17 protein-coding genes are annotated in these 16,014 nt (G+C 42.2%); 7 read left to right on the top strand and 10 right to left on the bottom strand.

What is annotated here, in order from left to right; genetic code table 11:
- The first annotated feature begins 415 nt into the window (after window positions 1–415).
- The gene (locus EGC86_RS19700; RefSeq protein ID WP_123778763.1) at window positions 416–961 is read left to right on the top strand and encodes a gamma carbonic anhydrase family protein; all 546 of its coding nucleotides are present in this window, start codon (window positions 416–418) and stop codon (window positions 959–961) included.
- 285 nt (window positions 962–1,246) lie between these two features.
- Complete coding sequence (locus tag EGC86_RS19695; protein WP_123778762.1) at window positions 1,247–2,470, top strand: sensor domain-containing diguanylate cyclase; 1,224 nt, start codon at window positions 1,247–1,249, stop codon at window positions 2,468–2,470.
- Here EGC86_RS19695 and EGC86_RS19690 read toward each other — a convergent pair.
- Genes EGC86_RS19690 through EGC86_RS19675 form a run of 4 tightly spaced genes read right to left on the bottom strand, consistent with a single transcriptional unit; the run spans window position 2,467 to window position 6,264 of the window.
- Window positions 2,467–2,724, bottom strand: a complete 258-nt coding sequence (locus tag EGC86_RS19690; protein ID WP_059746082.1) for a DUF1488 family protein — start codon at window positions 2,722–2,724, stop codon at window positions 2,467–2,469. The genes EGC86_RS19695 and EGC86_RS19690 overlap by 4 nt on opposite strands.
- Entirely contained in the window at window positions 2,724–3,557 is an 834-nt protein-coding gene (gene aroE / locus EGC86_RS19685) for a shikimate dehydrogenase (RefSeq protein ID WP_123778761.1), read from the bottom strand. Before aroE ends, EGC86_RS19690 begins: the two co-directional genes overlap by 1 nt.
- Before the next feature lie 56 nt (window positions 3,558–3,613).
- Window positions 3,614–4,870 carry an amidohydrolase family protein gene (locus EGC86_RS19680; protein ID WP_123778760.1) on the bottom strand — a complete coding sequence of 419 codons (1,257 nt, stop codon included), beginning with the start codon at window positions 4,868–4,870 and terminating at the stop codon, window positions 3,614–3,616.
- 11 nt (window positions 4,871–4,881) lie between these two features.
- The gene (locus EGC86_RS19675) at window positions 4,882–6,264 is read right to left on the bottom strand and encodes an amidohydrolase (RefSeq protein WP_123778758.1); all 1,383 of its coding nucleotides are present in this window, start codon (window positions 6,262–6,264) and stop codon (window positions 4,882–4,884) included.
- Between the two features lie 159 nt (window positions 6,265–6,423).
- Between EGC86_RS19675 and EGC86_RS19670 the strand changes: the two genes are divergently transcribed.
- Complete coding sequence (locus EGC86_RS19670) at window positions 6,424–6,858, top strand: group II truncated hemoglobin (protein ID WP_123778756.1); 435 nt, start codon at window positions 6,424–6,426, stop codon at window positions 6,856–6,858.
- Here EGC86_RS19670 and hemF read toward each other — a convergent pair.
- The 6 genes from hemF to EGC86_RS19640 all read right to left on the bottom strand — a co-directional run bounded on the left by hemF (window position 6,855) and on the right by EGC86_RS19640 (window position 11,699).
- On the bottom strand, window positions 6,855–7,787 hold the full coding sequence (hemF, locus tag EGC86_RS19665; protein ID WP_011635522.1) for an oxygen-dependent coproporphyrinogen oxidase: 933 nt from the start codon (window positions 7,785–7,787) through the stop codon (window positions 6,855–6,857). The two genes, EGC86_RS19670 and hemF, sit on opposite strands and share 4 nt — an antisense overlap.
- 4 nt (window positions 7,788–7,791) lie before the next feature.
- Window positions 7,792–8,358, bottom strand: a complete 567-nt coding sequence (gene tsaC / locus EGC86_RS19660; RefSeq protein WP_059746088.1) for an L-threonylcarbamoyladenylate synthase type 1 TsaC — start codon at window positions 8,356–8,358, stop codon at window positions 7,792–7,794.
- A 35-nt stretch (window positions 8,359–8,393) separates the two neighbouring features.
- Window positions 8,394–8,957, bottom strand: coding sequence for a DNA topoisomerase family protein (locus EGC86_RS19655; RefSeq protein ID WP_123778753.1), 564 nt, complete (start codon window positions 8,955–8,957; stop codon window positions 8,394–8,396).
- Window positions 8,958–9,016: 59 nt separating this feature from the next.
- Window positions 9,017–9,490 (bottom strand): DUF494 family protein, encoded by a 474-nt coding sequence (locus EGC86_RS19650; protein WP_011635519.1) that lies wholly within the window; start codon window positions 9,488–9,490, stop codon window positions 9,017–9,019.
- Between the two features lie 2 nt (window positions 9,491–9,492).
- Window positions 9,493–10,521, bottom strand: a complete 1,029-nt coding sequence (gene dprA, locus EGC86_RS19645) for a DNA-processing protein DprA (RefSeq protein WP_483475606.1) — start codon at window positions 10,519–10,521, stop codon at window positions 9,493–9,495.
- 71 nt (window positions 10,522–10,592) lie between these two features.
- Window positions 10,593–11,699, bottom strand: coding sequence for a LysM peptidoglycan-binding domain-containing protein (locus EGC86_RS19640; RefSeq protein ID WP_011635517.1), 1,107 nt, complete (start codon window positions 11,697–11,699; stop codon window positions 10,593–10,595).
- A 126-nt stretch (window positions 11,700–11,825) separates the two neighbouring features.
- Here EGC86_RS19640 and def point away from each other — a divergent pair, with 126 nt between their 5' ends.
- The 4 genes from def to trkA are packed head-to-tail and all read left to right on the top strand — an operon-like array spanning window position 11,826 to window position 16,014.
- Window positions 11,826–12,338: a peptide deformylase gene (gene def, locus EGC86_RS19635; RefSeq protein WP_101087380.1), complete on the top strand. Its 513-nt coding sequence runs from the start codon at window positions 11,826–11,828 to the stop codon at window positions 12,336–12,338.
- A gap of 8 nt (window positions 12,339–12,346) precedes the next feature.
- Window positions 12,347–13,303, top strand: a complete 957-nt coding sequence (gene fmt / locus EGC86_RS19630; protein ID WP_123778749.1) for a methionyl-tRNA formyltransferase — start codon at window positions 12,347–12,349, stop codon at window positions 13,301–13,303.
- Between the two features lies 1 nt (window position 13,304).
- A complete protein-coding gene (gene rsmB, locus EGC86_RS19625) occupies window positions 13,305–14,588 on the top strand; it encodes a 16S rRNA (cytosine(967)-C(5))-methyltransferase RsmB (protein ID WP_123778747.1) in 1,284 nt (427 codons plus the stop codon).
- Between the two features lie 16 nt (window positions 14,589–14,604).
- Window positions 14,605–16,014: a Trk system potassium transporter TrkA gene (gene trkA / locus EGC86_RS19620; RefSeq protein WP_123778746.1), complete on the top strand. Its 1,410-nt coding sequence runs from the start codon at window positions 14,605–14,607 to the stop codon at window positions 16,012–16,014.

Below are 16,014 nucleotides of genomic sequence, written 5' to 3'. Positions count from 1 at the left end.
CATTCCGAAGAACAGAAGACAATTTCGAATAACTCAATACCTGTGAATGTCCACACAGATTTCTTGTTTAGATTGTTAAAGAACGTTGATATCAATTTTTCAGACATCACCATAAGACGCTAGGTCGCTGGCTTGGGGTGCGTATTCTACGCTTTCCCGTGTTGGCGTCAAGTGTTTTTTCAAACTTTCTTTTCGCCTTGAACTCTGTGTTTTGAAGCACTTAATTCAACCTGATTCGGTAACCGCTTACGCTGTCTGCCGTGTCAGTGGATGCGCATTATAGGCACCACACGTTTTTGCGCAAGGCCTTTTTTAAGGTTATTTGTTATTTATGGCTTGTTTGCGGATAATTTAGCCTGACCAGCTAGTTTTTAAGCATTATACTGTCACAAACCATGAATCTATAAGGATTGTTATGTCGACTAATATAAGAACTTACCAAGGAATTCACCCTAATTTAGCTGATAACGTCTATGTTGACGAGTCTGCAGTGCTGGTTGGTGACATTAAATTAGACCATGACGCGAGTGTTTGGCCATTAGTTGCTGCGCGCGGTGACGTAAATAAGATACGTATAGGTAAACGCAGTAACGTGCAAGACGGCAGCATATTACATGTAAGCCGTAAGTCTTCGGCAAACCCTGATGGGCATCCATTGATTATTGGTGATGATGTCACTATTGGTCACAAAGCTATGCTGCATGGCTGCAAGATTGGTCATCGCGTACTTATCGGTATGGGTGCTATCTTACTTGATGGTGCAATAGTAGAAGATGATGTGATTGTGGGAGCCGGTTCATTAGTTCCTCCCAATAAAGTTTTGCAGAGTGGTTATTTATATGTTGGCAGTCCATGTAAACAAGTAAGGCCATTAACTGAAGCCGAACGTGAATTTTTACCACAGTCAGCGGATAATTATGTCCGTTTAAAAAATGAATACTTGGTCGACTTGCAACAGTAGAATTGCTTAACATAAATGAAATAGGCCAATATAATGTTGGCCTATTTCATCTAACGCCACTCCATAATAAATAATCTTACACATTCATCTAGAGTATTCACTGATAAACTCACAAGGTTTTATATAATGAATAGTGATTTAGGTATGTTGTATTATTTTGTCATTATTGAAATATGTGCAGACAATCTGAGTTAGGCTGCATTTTTTATTGTTTGACCTGAGGCACGACTATTACAATGTTTAATGCTAAACAGTATTACCGATTTTTTACCAAGGATGATAACCGTGCAAACTAAAGGTAGCATTAACAATAAACACATTGCCTATGTCAACGTTAAGAGTCACCTACTGCTACTTGCTGTGCCTTTATTATTGTTCGTCCTCATTTTCACATTCGCCATACCCGAGAATTCAATTCCCTATTTATATCTAATACTTATTTGCAGTGTTTATGCTTTGAGTTATGGCATTACGTATTACATACACAAACAAAATATTTTGCGGCTTTGGCAACATTTAGAGCATGTGATCCACATTAACGATACCACTTTTGAGTTGGTGAATTTATCTAGTCAATATGATTCTGAAAATGCTTTTTTAGACGCCCTATTACAAAAAGCGGTAAGTGCTATAGATGATGCTGAAATGGGCAGTATTATTCTGGTTGATAAAAAAACTAAAAGACTACAATTTGAGTCGGTAGTGGGCTTGGATATAAAGGCACTTCGAAAAATAAATTTTACTCTTGAGGAGACTTTTCAATTCAGAAAGACTCATGGCCGTTGTGATAAAGCTGTTGTTATTAACAATATGAAAAACATCAATGCTAAAAGTACCCTCACTAACGATGACCAACATGCACTTTTACATGCGTCAATAAAACCCATTTGTTCCACCTTGTCTAGCCCTATCCGTATTGACGGAGAGCTTTACGGAATGATGAATTTAGACAGTAGCAAGATGGAAGCCTTTGGTGACTATGATATAAATCTGGTTAATATTCTTACATCAGAAGCCGCAAACGCGATTTCACTGTACCAAAAGTCTAAAAAAATTGAGATTTTGGCTGATTATGACGGCTTAACCGAGCTGTATAATCGCAAAAAATTTGATGCAACGATTCTGCAATGGCAACATCACCCAGAGTTAGCAAGCTATATCATTATTTTGGATATGGATAACTTAAAGCCGCTAAATGATCAGCACGGACATCAGGCCGGGGACGATGCATTAAAGGCTTTTGCGCAATCACTAAAATCAATGTGGCATCCTCATTTTTTAGTCGCGAGATATGGCGGTGATGAATTTATTGCATTATGCCGTGGCCCCATCGATGTCTTAGAGCAGCAAGTAATACAATTGCAGCATGACCTAGCGCTGTTAAGCCCCGCAATTCATTTTAGCTACGGATTTGCTCAGTATGATCAAGATTGGGCTAACGCGTTTAAACAGGCAGATAATAATATGTATAGCCAAAAGCGACTGAAGAAACAACTGGCTCAGCCTTAAGCTAGTATAATGTCACCACTGTCATTAAAAGCTTCTTGTTCGATCAATGCTTCTGCCTGGTCTTCAAGATCAAAACGACATTGCTCAAATAAACACACGGCATTACTTCCACTGACAACTTGCTTGTCGCAAAGCTCACTGATGACCGAGAAACTGGCATAACAGTTGATATTTACGCCTTGTTGCTGAGCAATAAACTTCACTTGATTGGTTTCGGGATAGACTTGATCGGTAAATATCACGCTTTGATTCATTAATCTATTGCCTCTTGCGCTAATGATTCACGCAGTTTTCGCATAACCGAACCCGTATCAGGAGTAATCCCACGCCATAAACTAAAGCTTTTAGCCGCTTGACCAACCAACATACCTAAACCATCAGCAGTTTTACGCGCATTTTGCGCTTGAGCCCATTGATTAAAAACTGTGGTTTGTTGACTATAAGTCATGTCGTAACAATCTGTTGTTTCATCGACGATAACGCTAGGCAAGGCAATTAATTGTCCAGATAGACCAGCTGAAGTTGAGTTAATAACTAAATCAAATGGCGATATTAGATCTTCAATGGGTTTAGCAAAAAAGTTACCGTACTCATTGAATAAGGTTTGAAGTTGCTCTGCTTTTTCGTGAGTCCGATTACAGATAATCAACTGAGCCACATTGTGCTGTAATATAGGTAAAATACAGCCTCTTGCCGCGCCACCAGCACCCACCAATAACACTCGCTTACCTTTTAGCGAACCAAACAGCATTTCAAGGTCATTCACCAAGCCAACACCATCGGTATTGTCACCGCCAATTTTACCGTCGGGTAAATTAAACAGGGTATTTACTGAACCAGCGAGTTTAGCCATTTCACTGAGTTCGTCACACATGGAAAATGCTTGTTCTTTAAAAGGTGCTGTAACATTGGCGCCTTTACCACCATCGGCAAAAAATGCCGCTAACGAAGAGTCAAATTGATCGACAGGCGCGAGAATAGCGTCATAGCTTAAGTCTTGCTGAGTTTGCTTGGCAAACTCAGTATGTATAAATGGTGACTTACTTTGCGCTATCGGATTCCCAAATACAGCATATTTATCTGTCATTCGCTTTGTCTCTTCATTAACGATTTAGGAAAACATCCCACGTAAAGAGTGAGATGTTATCGGCTATATGCTTCAGGCATTGCTGTTTTTTGTAAATAGCGATCACGGAGCTTGTCTTGACGACTGTCAGTGCTTTGCTCCTCTCCTGCAATCCACATCTTTTGTACTTTACTACTGAACTCGAAAGGATCACCGCTCCATAACACTAAATCTGCTGGCTTACCGACCGCAATACGCCCGGAGTCTAAATGGAAAATATCAGCCACATTTGCCGTCACAGAAGCCAGAGCATCTTCATAGTTCATCCCGTTAGCAACCGCATTACCGGCACTAAAACGGAGTGCGTAAATACCATGGCTATCACCAGGTAAAGCAATGGCTACTTTGACACCCGCTTTTGCTAGTTTACCTGCATTTTCGAGTGAATTATGCAACGAATCAAAACTTTCTGGTAAGTTACGCATGCTATCAATAACCACAGGGATATTTGCTTGCGCGAGCTTATCCGCCACTAATACGGCATCAGCTGCATTGACCAAAACAAGGTCTATGCTCAAGTCTTGTTTAAGCTTAATTAAATGCAAAATATCACTGGCACGGTCTACTGCGATAATTAATGGTTTTTCACCCGCGAGTACCGCGTTAATAATATCATCTTCACGACTTGGTACATCACTATCATCGTCAGCTGTTTTTTTCGCTTTACTCTTTTTGGCTTGCGCTTTTTTAGCATCCTCAAGTTTATGGATCAATTGCTGCATTCCTGCAGCACGCGAGCCTTCTTCTTTGGCACCTAATGCAACCACTAATCCGGTGTTAGCGGCCAGTATACTGTCCCAATCACCACTTAAATCTACAGTAAATGTTTGTCCTGCAAAAATGCCTTCGCCACCGCCAGATGACACTACATTACGAGTTATTCCGCCTTTGCGAGCTAATGGCACCGTAGACGCCTTGGGGTTGTAAGCTAAACTAGGATCAAAAATGACATCAGCTTCTTTTTCGTAAGCATCACGTGAAGAGGCTACCGCACCGATTTCTACTAACCCTAAATCATTCATACTCGCGATAAAGCCTGGAGTTAATATTGCCCCTTTAGCATCTATCACGGTATCGGCTGTCGGTGATGCCGGATTAATGGCTACAATAGTGCCATCTTCAATCACAACAGTAGCATCGGTTAATACCCCTTGCTCTGTGGCGGTATGCACTGTGGCATGGATAATTGCTATACTTTCAGCTTGAACCACACAACTCAATGCCAGACCGACCGATAAACTTAAAGCAAGTGCAGATTTTTTAAATAGTGTCATTGTCTTGCTCCTTATTGTTGACCTAACATAAAGTCACTTTGTGCCTGGTAGGTAGGATCTTGGCGGTCATACACTTTTGCACCGTCAATAAATACCTGTTCAGCTTGGGCGTATACGCTAAACGGGTTGGTATTCCATACAACCACATCTGCATTTTTACCCTTTTCGAGTGAACCGGTCTTATCGCTAATACCCAATGATTTTGCCGCATTAGCAGTAATCCAACCAATTACGTGCTCAGCTTTTAAGTCAAAGCCGTTATCATTCGCGTTATTCATGATTTTTGCCGTTTCTTGATTAAGGCGCTGAATGGTTACGCCAGAGTCTGAATGTACGACAGCACAAGAGTTTTTAACCGCATCGACCATGGCAACATTTTCAAGCACCATGTCATAAGCTTCTAATTTAAAGCCCCACCAATCTGGCCACATAGCTGCACAGTTACCATTTTCAGCCAATAAATCGGCAATTTTGTATGCTTCAACAGCATGATGGAATGTGCCAGCGTGATAACCGAACTCTTTACCTAGGTCGATCATCATCGCCATTTCTTCAGCTTTGTAACAATGGTTGTGAATTAAAATATCACCTTCAAGCACACCTTTAAGCGTATCTTTCATTAAGTCGCGCTTAGGTGCTACAGGGTTCTTACCTGCGGCATAGTCAGCATCATATTTATCCCAAGCACGTTTGTATTCTGTTGCTTGAATAAACGCTGTACGGTAGCCCGCCATATTACCCATACGAGTCATAGGTAATTCGTTACGGCTGCCATATAAAGATTTAGGATTTTCACCACAGGCCATTTTTAATCCATAAGGCGCGGCTGGGAACTTCATCGCTTGCATGGTCGTAGCGGGAACATTTTTGAGTGTCACCCCACGGCCACCAATCAGGTTGGCTGAACCAGGTAAAATTTGTAGCGTAGTGATACCACCTTCTCGGGCACGATTAAACCCAGGGTCTTGTGGCCATACTCTATGCTCAGCCCATACTTCAGCGGTTACCGGATTAGTCATTTCATTGCCGTCATTGTGTGACTCGGCATTTGGGCTTGGATAAACCCCTAAGTGTGAATGCACATCAATGATACCTGGGGTAATCCATTTGCCTTTAGCGTCGACAACTACTGCACCTTCAGCGGAAAGCTGTTGACCCACAGCACTAATTTTGCCGTCTTTTATCAATACATCAGCATCATCAATACGCTCACCAGTACCGGTTAATACAATGGCATTTTTAAGCAGTGTGGTTGAATTAGGCAGTATTTGATAAGTACTTGGATACGGATTGGCATTAATTGTGATTTTTGGGTCTTGTTGTTCTGCTGGGCTACAACCTGCAATTGCAGTTGATAGCGCCACAGCTACCAAAGAAGGCATTAACTTTGCCATTGGGATCTCCTGTCTTATTTTGCGACCAATCTAACCAAGTTAACTGCCGAAATACAACCTAATCGTTAAATAATTGGTATCAAAACGTTAACAATAAAATGATCCTGCCATGACATCGATTTCGTTATAATAACGCCGACACTCTTAAACACTGATAATATGAACTGGTTACGTAAATTATTCACTAAGCCGCAAGCTGTTGATGGCAGAGACACAGCGCAATCAAATGCCTACGACCTCATTGGTGGCGATAAGGTGATCCGCGCTATTGCCCATGACTTTTATCAACAGATGCAAACGCGCCCCGAAACTCAAACATTATTAGCGATACATCGCTCGCCAATGCAAGAGTCTGAACAAAAACTGTATGAGTACTTAAGTGGCTGGTTAGGCGGACCACAATTGTACCAACAAAAACATGGTCATCCGGCTTTACGCGCCAGGCACATGCCTTTTGCTATTGATGAATCGATGCGAGATCAATGGTTAATCTGTATGCGTGCAGCCATTCAAAACAACATAAAAAAGCCTGAACATCAACAAGTGATTATTCAGGCTATTTCTACACTAGCTGACAATATGCGTAATAGTTAGACCGCAGCCAACCAATCTTGTGGTTTTAAGTAGATGTCATACAGTTCAGCTTCTGCTGTCCCTTCTTCTGGGGTGAATGCATATTCCCAGCGAACCAATGGTGGCATCGACATTAAAATAGATTCAGTTCGGCCACCTGTTTGCAGGCCAAATAAAGTGCCACGATCATAAACCAAATTAAACTCAACATAGCGACCACGGCGATAAAGTTGGAACTGACGTTCATCATCGCCATATTCTAACTCTTTGTTGCGTTCAACTATCGGCGCATAAGCTTCAATAAAGCCGTTACCTACCGCTTGCATAAACTCAAAGCTTCGCTCAAAGCCAGGCTCGTTAAGATCATCAAAAAACAATCCACCAACACCACGGGTTTCATTGCGGTGCGGTAAGAAGAAGTACTCATCACACCATTTTTTATACTTGGGATAAACGTCTTCACCAAATGGATCGCAAATATCTTTAGCCGTTTGGTGCCAGCTAACGACATCTTCTTTGAAAGGATAATAAGGCGTTAAATCAAATCCACCACCAAACCACCATACCGGATCAGCACCTTCTTTACGGGCAATAAAAAAACGCACGTTAGCATGCGTGGTCGGAATAAACGGATTATTAGGGTGAATAACCAATGACACCCCCATAGCTTCAAAACTACGGCCAGCTAATTCAGGACGATGTGCCGTGGCCGATGCGGGCATAGCAGCGCCCATTACATGTGAGAAGTTAACACCGGCTTGCTCAAACACTTGGCCCTGAGTTAATACTCGACTAGTACCACCGCCACCTTCTTCACGTTCCCACGAATCCGCTTTAAACGTCGCTTTACCGTCGAGCAGCTCTAAACGCTGACAAATATTTTGCTGTAATCCCAACAAAAACGATTTTACTTGTTGTGCGTCTGGCACATGGGAAGAGGTGTTTGACATAGTATTAGCTTCCATTACGAAGAATTTGACCACTGCGAGCATCGATGATGGTTGATGGCTGACGTTGTTCGCCCAGCTTACCTAAAATCAATGCATCAATTTTATCGCTAAAATCAGTGATGATATGTTGTGCATCGACCACCGGTTGCTCACCGGCCAAATTGGCACTTGTCGATACTAGGGGTTTATTGAGGGTGTCGCATAGCTCTCGAACTACTGGGTGAGCAGATACCCTTACGGCAATTGAATCAAACTCGCCGCACAATAATTTTGATACGTGTGACTGAATAGGCATAACAAACGTAAATGGCCCTGGCCACTTTGATTGAGCAAACTGCAGTTGTTGCTCAGTTAATTGAGTGATATCAAGATAAGGTAATAGTTGCTCAAATGAACTGGCCACCAAAATTAAGCCTTTTTGCCAAGGACGCTGTTTTACTGCCAACAGTTTCTCGATAGCACTATCATTATCAGGATCACATCCTAAACCAAATACAGCTTCTGTTGGATAAGCTATCACGCCACCTTGTTGTATTGTGGTGGCGACAGCCGATGGCTGCAGTTGCAACATTGAATTTCCTTCCATCAAATTAGTGATATAAAAAGTTATAAAGCACGCTTATATTTACAGGATTTTTGCGGACACTCGACTCGGCTACCAGCCGCACCTTTACGCTCGACTAAAATGCCGAAGCCACACTCTGGGCATGCTTCATTATGTGGAGGGTAGTTTACGATAAACTTGCATTTTGGGTAGGCACTACATGCAAAAAAAGTTTTGCCATACCGGCTAGTACGAGACTCTAGATGGCCTTTTTTACACAGTGGGCAAGTTATCTGCTCAGCTTCGTTGGCGTGGTCATGTTTTTCAATGTGGGTACATTCCGGATAATGCGTACAGCCGATAAAAATACCAAATCGACCAGACTTAACAGCCAACTCATTACCACATTTAGGGCATTCAGAACCGCTAATAATTTGGGTTCCAATCGACTCATGCTGCACTAGCGGACGGGTATAATCGCAGGTTGGATAGTTATTACAGCCCACAAAACTGCCATGTTTACTGTGTTTAACCGACAACTCAGCACCACAAACAGGACAAAGTTCAAACTCTTTCTCCAATGCATGTTCGTGGACAGTAAAAAGTTGCTGATCAATTTTCGACATGGGTTTCTCTGTGAGTAATATTCTATAGACCTAAAAAAGGAGGCTAAGCCTCCTTTCTGTTATGAGTGTAAGCGCCCCTCTGGCTGCTCGAAGATTAAATCTTCCATTTGCTCATAGGCTGACTCATTTCCTGGCACATTAAATAGTACCATTAATACCACCCATTTGAGATCTTCTAACTCTAATGTTGGCTCATCTAACTCCATAACACGGTCAATAACCATTTCACGAGTTTCGACACTGAGTACTTGAATCTGTTCTAAAAACAGTAAAAAACCACGACACTCAACATCTAATTTGGCCATTTCCGCTTTAGTATAAATACGGAATGAATGTTGTGCATGATTACACAAGTACGGTTTATCACTCTCTTGTAGATCAGCTAAGTGCTCTAACCAAGAAAGTGCTTTGATAATATCAACTTGATGAAAACCCGCACGGGTTAACTCTTTAGTGAGTTCATCTTCATCAACTAATAACTCAATCTCACTATGAACATAATTTTCAAATAAATACATGAGGATATCGAACATGGCTAACTCCTCTTTAGTCTGACGTAACCACCGGGCACAGCTGCAACCCACCCTTGTAATTCAAGTTCAAGCATTTGTATTAACACCAGATCTATCGGTTTCCCACTATCCTCAACTACCGAATCTATCGCGGTAGTTTCATATCCTACACTAGCTAACAGCGGAGGAAATGGCAAATCACTAACATCATTATCCTGTATATGGTGCCGTAGATGCAATTGTTCAAGGTGATAATCTGATAAACAGCCTAATTCTTCTATTATATCGGCAGCAGACTCGACAAGTTTTGCACCATTTTTAATCAAATCATGACAACCTTGGCTATATCCTCCTAACACGGAGCCTGGTACAGCAAACACTTCACGATTTTGCTCCATTGCCAGCCTAGCACTGATTAATGAACCACTTTTACGGCTTGCTTCTACTACCACGGTACCCAGACTTAAGCCACTGACAATCCGGTTACGCCGAGGAAAGTTACCAGCAAAAGGCCCTATACTTGGCCAGTATTCACTGATTACGCAACCGGTATTAATAATGTCATGATACAAGTGTTGATGACGCTTAGGATAAATACACTCGACCCCACAACCCAACACCGCCATGGTCGTTCCATCAACCGCCAAAGTCGCTTTATGGGCTGCACCATCAATACCCGTCGCCATGCCACTAGTGATCGAAAAACCTTGATTAGCTAAATGACCAGCGAGATCTGCTGCCATATCTAAGCCGCCTCGAGAGGCATTACGGCTACCAACAATCGCAATACTCGGTAATAAAAGGGATTCTATCGAGCCTTTAATAAATAATACCTGAGGTGGATCTGATATTTGCGCAAGTAATGGAGGGTAAAGTGAATCAGAAAGGGTCACAATGTAGTGATTAGGTTGCGAATCGAGCCAAGTTAGGGCTTGCTCTACTTTATTAAAGTCGATATGGCATTTAGCCAACAGGCTTGCCGATAAAGGCAAGGCCTGTGGTTCAAACTCTAGACGTTGACGAATCTCTTCAACGTCCATTTGAGTTAACAATTGTTGAATCCGAGCAGGTCCTAGCCCAGATACTGCACAAACAACTAGCCAGTCGACCAGTTTATCTGAAATTATTCACCTTTAATTGTCAATGGATTTGGTTTTGTTAATTTATCACCCACTCGAACTGGATGGTCATTAAACATAATCAGCCCTAAACTGGTTTTATCAAACACTTTAAAAACCATTAAATTACCATGAAAAACATCGGGCATTTTATATGCGGTATCTTCTGAAAAATTAGCCAGTACTTTATCGTAAGATGAACGGTCAAGAGGGCGAACAGGATTACCATCATTATCAATAATAATGCTTTCGCCATCACGGAACATTGAAAAAACATGTCCAGTCTCAACGCCGTCATTGGCACCACGGTCAATATAGACAACGTCTAACTTACCCGCTTCGCGAATATGACCAATAGTACCGATAATAGAAGTAGCAACACTTAACTCTGCCGCTTTAGGAATAAAATAAGCAGACATTAACGCTTCATCTTCTACAGGTGCAACATGAAAGCCACCTTTGGTTTCACGTAAACTGCTCAGTAATTCAACTTTTGATATATCGCCAGACTCAATAACACGTCCACTCGAAGTTAAAATAAGTTCTTGGCCTAATAATTCACCGCTATCTGGAGCAAAAAACTCACGTCCAGTTTGATAAATTGCCACTTTAAGACCTTGCTCAAGCTTCGCATTCACATATACAACGTCATTGACCACATGATGAATTGATGGACTTTCACCACTCATGACAATCGGCAGTCCAGCTAACCAAGTAGGATCGACCACTCTATTCTGCACTAAATAGGGCTTAATTAACGCAAGGTCAACAGGAGGAATTGGACCATCTTTGGATATCACACGTCCTTCTGGACTCTTTTTAATGTGCTGCTTAACAACCAAACGGGGCTGACCATCAATAAAGACTAATGTCAGTCGATCACCAGGATAAATTAAATGTGGGTTAGCAATTTGCGGATTGCTCCCCCACAATTTAGGCCAACGCCATGGGTCATTTAAAAAATAACCAGAAATATCCCACAGAGTATCGCCCTTTTTGACGATATACGTATCTGGGTGTCCAGCTTTCAAGGTTAATGTATCAGCATTGACCCAATAAGAATTTAGACATAAAAAAGCAAGTAAAAGTAGGCGTTTCATGGTGCAGTCCATGTTGTTTAGCTCTTTATTAGAGCTTTTTGCTGTTATTGATAGGCTGTAAGGATTAAAATTACCCTAATCGCAATGGCCAGTATAGCTAACTGGCTGAAATTTGACAGACTTGCTAAGAGTTTATATATGCCATTACTTAATGTTTTACGCTTTCCAGACGAACGTTTACGCACTATTGCTCAACCTGTAACGGATTTCGGTCCACAATTACAGACACAAATAGATAACATGCTCGAAACCATGTACCTAGAGAAAGGTATCGGTTTAGCTGCTACTCAAGTGGATTTTCATCAACAATTGATTGTGATGGATCTACAAGATGAGGTTGAACGGCCAACTATTTTTATTAATCCTCAAATAGTGGCTAGCAGTGGTGACTTGGCTAATGAAGAAGGTTGCCTATCGGTACCCGGTATTTATGCCAAAGTTGACCGTGCAGAATTTGTCACCTTAAAAGCGCTAGATCGTCACGGTAAAGAGTTTACCGTTGAAGCAGATGAGTTGTTTGCTATTTGTATTCAACACGAGATGGATCACCTTAAAGGTAAGCTATTTGTCGATTATTTATCGCCTCTAAAACGTCAACGCATTAAAACTAAGCTTGAAAAAGAAGCTCGTTTAGATGCTAGAGAAGCATAGGAAAAAATTTGAAACCGTTAAAAATTATCTTTGCCGGTACTCCGGATTTCGCAGCTCGACACTTACAAGCACTCATCGACTCTGAACACGATGTGATTGCGACTTATACTCAACCAGATAGGCCTGCTGGTCGAGGTAAGAAACTCACCGCCAGCCCAGTAAAAGCTTTGGCTTTAGAGCATGCTATTCCGGTATTTCAGCCTGCATCATTACGTAATGAAGAGGCACAAGCGGAATTAGCAGCTCTTAATGCAGATATTATGATTGTTGTGGCTTACGGGTTGATTCTGCCAAAGGTAGTGCTTGATACCCCGCGTTTAGGTTGTATCAATGTGCACGGTTCAATTTTACCTCGCTGGCGTGGAGCCGCTCCAATACAGCGGGCTTTATGGGCAGGTGATACCGAAACAGGTGTCACCATTATGCAGATGGATATTGGCCTAGATACTGGCGACATGCTGCTCAAAACGCACTTACCGATAGAGGCTACGGATACCTCGGCTAGCCTTTATGAAAAGCTAGCAGAACAAGGGCCAAAAGCCTTAGTACAAGCACTGATTGGTTTAAGTGATGGTAGCCTCAAAGCACAAAAGCAAGATGAAACTCTGGCTAACTACGCTGAAAAATTGTCCAAAGAAGAAGCTCGTCTTGATTGGAATAAAAGCGCAAAACAGTTGTGGCAAGACATTCGCGCCTTCAATCCATGGCCAGTAAGTTATTTTGAACACCAACAAAGCGTGATTAAAGTGTGGCAAGCAGATTACAGCGCAGAACTCTGCTCGCAAGCGCCAGGAACCATTATTGCAGCGACCAAGCAAGGTATTGAAATTGCTACCGCAGACGGCAAGTTAATGATTAAAACCATGCAACTGCCCAACAAAAAGCCGCTTGATGTGGCCGACATTCTTAATGCTCGTGGTGATTGGTTTACCGCAGGTGTGTGTTTAAACCAAGAGGCTAACTAGCATGAATGTTCGCGCACTAGCAGCTAAAGCAATTTATGAAGTCCTTGAAAAAGGAATTTCGTTATCGGTGGCTCTACCCGATCAACAGCAACACTTACAAAATGGCAAAGACAAAGCCTTATTAGCTGAATTATGTTACGGCGTTATGCGTCAATTACCGCAACTAGACAAGTGTGTAAGTGACTGCTTAGCGAAACCGTTTAAAGGTAAACAGCGTATATTGCATCAACTGCTGATAGTAGGTTGTTACCAACTTTACTTTACCCGTATCCCTGCGCATGCGGCGATTTCAGAAACGGCTGAAGCTTGCAGACAATTACGTTTTGATGGCTTGGTGAAAGTGGTCAATGGCGTATTGCGTAATATTCAGCGTCAAGATAGCGAATTAAATACTGACTCAGACACGCTACGCTTTAATACTCCAGCTTGGTTTATTAAGCGTTTACAACAAGCGTATTCAGATAACTGGCAAGACATTATTGAGCAGAGCCACCAGCGTCCGCCAATGTGGCTACGTAATAATCAGCAATCACAGACATGTGATGCTTATTTAGCGGCACTAGCCCAACATGATATTTCAGCCCAAGCCGGTTCAAGCCCAAATGCTATATTGCTCGAAAGCGCAAAAGATGTCGCTGCATTACCCGACTTTATGGAAGGCGCAGCATCGGTCCAAGATGGTGCGGCACAATGGGCTGCAACCTTACTAGCGCCAACAGCAGATGAACTTGTTTTAGACGCCTGCGCCGCTCCTGGCGGAAAAAGTTGCCATTTACTAGAGCTTGCTCCCACTATCAATTTAGTCGCTGTCGACTTTGATCAAAAACGCCTTGCTCGGGTACAACAAAATCTGGACAGGTTGCATTTAAAAGCGCAACTTATTCACGGCGATGCGGCAGATATTCCATCATGGTGGCAAGGACAACAATTTGATCGAATCTTGCTTGATGCACCTTGTTCTGCAACTGGGGTAATTCGCCGTCATCCAGACATAAAATGGTTACGTAAAAATAGCGATATTGAAGAGTTAGCCAACCTACAAAAACAGATATTGGATCATTGTTGGCAATGGCTTAAACCGGGTGGCACTTTATTATATGCAACCTGCTCTATTTTACCGCAGGAAAACAGCCAACAAGTTGAACAGTTTCTAGCACGGACAGCCGATGCGAGTTTAGTACCGATAGAGCAACAAGCTCATATCAGTGATATCGGTTGGCAAATTTTTCCAGGACAAGACAATATGGACGGCTTTTATTACGCGCGCCTAGTTAAAGCAATTTAAGGATGTACCTCAAGCCATGAAAATTATTATTTTAGGGGCTGGGCAAGTAGGCGGCACGTTAGCTGAAAACTTAGTCGGTGAAAATAACGACATCACACTCGTCGACAGTAATCGCGCTCGGCTAAGGCTATTACAAGACAAGTTTGACCTACGTGTTGTTGTCGGTCATGGCGCTCATCCGAGTGTATTAAAAGAAGCTGGTGCAGAAGATGCTGACATGCTCATTGCGGTAACCAATAGCGATGAATGTAACATGGCAGCTTGTCAAATTGCTTACAGCTTATTTGGTACACCAACTAAAATTGCTCGTATTCGCTCAGAAGCTTATTTAGAACTTCAAGATAAACTGTTTATCAATAGTGAAATTAAAAGCGGTGACGCTAAGCCACGTGGCGGTTTTATTATTGATGAGCTGATTGCACCTGAGCAGTTAGTGACCGCTTACATACAAAGATTAGTAGAATACCCAGGTGCACTGCAAGTACTTGAATTTGCTAAAGGTAAGCTAAGTCTTGTTGCGGTTAAAGCTTATTATGGCGGCCCGTTAGTGGGTAACGCATTAGCCACATTACGTGAGCACATGCCCAATATTGATACCCGCGTAGCCGCTATTTTTAGGCAAGGCCGGCCTATCATGCCGCGCGGCACGACCATTATTGAAGCCGATGATGAGGTATTTTTCGTCGCCGATAGTCGTCATATTCGTGCAGTAATGAGTGAGATGCAAAAACTGGATAATTCGTACCGCAATATCATGATTGCGGGTGGCGGTAATATTGGTTTTGGTCTTGCGCAAAAGTTGCAACGTACTCATTCGGTTAAGTTAATTGAACACCGTCAAGAACGCGCGGAGTTACTTTCAGAAAAACTGGAAAAAACCACCGTGTTTTGTGGCGATGCTTCAGACCAAGAATTACTGTTGGAAGAAAATATCGATCAAACCGATGTGTTTATCGCTGTCACCAATGATGACGAAGCCAATATTATGTCTGCCCTACTTGCTAAACGCATGGGGGCGAAAAAGGTCATGGTACTTATTCAACGTGAAGCCTATGTTGATATTGTGCAAGAAGCTAACATTGATATAGCCATATCTCCTCAGCAAGCCACCATTTCAGCGTTACTGACTCATATTCGCCAAGGTGATATATGTAATGTTTACTCATTACGCCGTGGTGCAGCAGAAGCCATTGAAGCGATTGCCCATGGAGACTCAAGCACGTCAAAAGTTGTCGGTAAACAGATTGGCAACATCAAACTACCGCCAGGCACAACTATTGGTGCCATTGTACGTAATGATGAAGTGTTAATGGGCCATGACAAAACGGTAATCGAACAGGGTGACCATGTTATTTTATTCTTAGTGAATAAGAAGTTCATCGGTGACGTAGAGAAACTGTTTCAACCAAGTGCTTTTTTCTTTTAA

Source organism: Shewanella frigidimarina (assembly GCF_003797125.1).
In the GTDB taxonomy this organism is placed as follows: Bacteria; Pseudomonadota; Gammaproteobacteria; order Enterobacterales; family Shewanellaceae; genus Shewanella; species Shewanella frigidimarina.
This window is presented reverse-complemented; position numbering and strand designations above follow the sequence as displayed.

Bases quoted from the DNA above. Each gene is read 5' to 3' on its own strand.
- EGC86_RS19700 (WP_123778763.1), top strand. From the start codon at position 416: ATGTCGACTAATATAAGAACTTACCAAGGAATTCACCCTAATTTAGCT.
- EGC86_RS19690 (WP_059746082.1), bottom strand. From the start codon at position 2,724: ATGAATCAAAGCGTGATATTTACCGATCAAGTCTATCCCGAAACCAAT.
- aroE (WP_123778761.1), bottom strand. From the start codon at position 3,557: ATGACAGATAAATATGCTGTATTTGGGAATCCGATAGCGCAAAGTAAG.
- EGC86_RS19680 (WP_123778760.1), bottom strand. From the start codon at position 4,870: ATGACACTATTTAAAAAATCTGCACTTGCTTTAAGTTTATCGGTCGGT.
- EGC86_RS19675 (WP_123778758.1), bottom strand. From the start codon at position 6,264: ATGGCAAAGTTAATGCCTTCTTTGGTAGCTGTGGCGCTATCAACTGCA.
- EGC86_RS19670 (WP_123778756.1), top strand. From the start codon at position 6,424: ATGAACTGGTTACGTAAATTATTCACTAAGCCGCAAGCTGTTGATGGC.
- hemF (WP_011635522.1), bottom strand. From the start codon at position 7,787: ATGTCAAACACCTCTTCCCATGTGCCAGACGCACAACAAGTAAAATCG.
- tsaC (WP_059746088.1), bottom strand. From the start codon at position 8,358: ATGTTGCAACTGCAGCCATCGGCTGTCGCCACCACAATACAACAAGGT.
- EGC86_RS19655 (WP_123778753.1), bottom strand. From the start codon at position 8,957: ATGTCGAAAATTGATCAGCAACTTTTTACTGTCCACGAACATGCATTG.
- EGC86_RS19650 (WP_011635519.1), bottom strand. From the start codon at position 9,490: ATGTTCGATATCCTCATGTATTTATTTGAAAATTATGTTCATAGTGAG.
- EGC86_RS19640 (WP_011635517.1), bottom strand. From the start codon at position 11,699: ATGGACTGCACCATGAAACGCCTACTTTTACTTGCTTTTTTATGTCTA.
- def (WP_101087380.1), top strand. From the start codon at position 11,826: ATGCCATTACTTAATGTTTTACGCTTTCCAGACGAACGTTTACGCACT.
- rsmB (WP_123778747.1), top strand. From the start codon at position 13,305: ATGAATGTTCGCGCACTAGCAGCTAAAGCAATTTATGAAGTCCTTGAA.
- trkA (WP_123778746.1), top strand. From the start codon at position 14,605: ATGAAAATTATTATTTTAGGGGCTGGGCAAGTAGGCGGCACGTTAGCT.